The organism is Okeania hirsuta (genome assembly GCF_003838195.1).
In the GTDB taxonomy this organism is placed as follows: domain Bacteria; phylum Cyanobacteriota; class Cyanobacteriia; order Cyanobacteriales; family Microcoleaceae; genus Okeania; species Okeania hirsuta.
The window spans coordinates 1-1,545 of the sequence record NZ_RCBY01000566.1 but is presented as its reverse complement, the minus strand read 5'-3'; the positions used below and the strand labels follow the sequence as shown (position 1 = coordinate 1,545).

At 44.5% G+C, this 1,545-nt stretch carries 2 pseudogenes; one reads left to right on the top strand and one right to left on the bottom strand.

Going from position 1 to position 1,545, the window contains the following annotated elements:
* Positions 1 to 887, top strand: a pseudogene (locus tag D5R40_RS43705) (DUF4912 domain-containing protein); the annotation flags it as partial.
* Between the two features lie 116 nt (positions 888 to 1,003).
* Here D5R40_RS43705 and D5R40_RS40465 read toward each other — a convergent pair.
* A pseudogene (locus D5R40_RS40465) lies at positions 1,004 to 1,300 on the bottom strand (hypothetical protein); the annotation flags it as partial.
* Positions 1,301 to 1,545 lie beyond the last annotated feature (245 nt).

The window sequence follows — 1,545 nt, the reverse complement described above, 5'->3', positions numbered from 1 at the left end:
AAACTATGTCCGGTGTCGGTTTAACTGCTTCCGGTATGGGCATGAATATGTCAGGTCTAGGTTTAACAACTTCAGGGGTAGGCTTAACTGCTTCTGGTATGGGCATGAATATGTCAGGGTTAGGTCAAACTATGTCTGGTGTAGGTTTAACTGCTTCCGGTATGGGCATGAATATGTCAGGGTTAGGTTTAACAACTTCAGGGGTAGGCTTAACTGCTTCCGGTATGGGCATGAATATGTCGGGGTTAGGTAAAACTATGTCTGGTGTAGGTTTAACTGCTTCGGGCATGGGTTTAACTGCTTCAGGGGTAGGTTTAACTGCTTCGGGCATGGGTATGAGTATGTCAGGTCTAGGTTTAACTGCTTCAGGGGTAGGTTTAACTGCTTCGGGCATGGGTATGAGTATGTCAGGGGTAGGTTTAACTGCTTCTGGTATGGGCATGAATATGTCAGGGGTAGGTTTAACTGCTTCTGGTATGGGCATGAATATGTCAGGGGTAGGTTTAACTGCTTCTGGTATGGGCATGAATATGTCAGGGGTAGGTTTAACTGCTTCTGGTATGGGCATGAATATGTCTGGTGTTGCTGCTTCTATGCCACCAGTTCGTCCCCGCAAGTTCTGGTTAGTTGCTGATGCCGAACTTATTATTCACGGTGCAACGGAACCAGATGCTACTGTCACTATTGGTGGACGACCTATTAAACTCAATTCTGATGGTACTTTCCGTTTCCAGATGGCCTTCCCTGATGGTTTAATTGATTATCCTATCATGGCAGTGGCAGTGGATGGCGAACAAAACCGTTCTATACACATGAAGTTCGCTCGTGAAACCCCCGAACGTCGCACTAATACAAAGCAAGAAGCTGTTTTGGAATGGGTAAGATGAAAAATCAGCAGTTTAACTATTGATAGCTAAGGTATAAGTAGCGATCGCTCATTTATACCTTGCTAAAAAAGTGTTTGTAAAGTTTTGTAAGGTAAAGCGATCGCCCTTATAACTGGTTAGTGCAGAGCGCAAAGTGTGGGATAGGTATCAGCTCATTCCACTTCCAAGGAGCGATACTGCTGACGGTATCCTCCGCGAATCCTAACCCAGCTCTTTGGGCAGCAGTATTGTGATTGGGACTATGAACCCAAATCCAATTAAAGTAGGCGATACGCCTGATGCCACGCTCCGCAAACGCCAACCTAACTGTGATCTTTATCTGTTCCCAGACCTGACCAAATTTATTCTGGGGTGCGATGTCACCGACCTATCTGCTGTCTGACAATCCCATTAGTTCCCTCTAATTGTTGAGTCTGGCTCAGGGGGTGACAAGCACCTCAAACCTATTGTGGGGCAATAGTTTCAATGATTATACCTCTGTATAAAATCTGGATTTTTCCTCAATAATAATGATCATCATTTTTAGAGAAGGGGTTGGCACGTGAAGCCTACCAATCCCTTCTCCCCCAATTCAAGTTGATTTTTATCTCAATTGTTGATGGTAGCCATCACTCACATTTTATGGTAGAAAAAGTCGATCCACTTACATAAATAGACC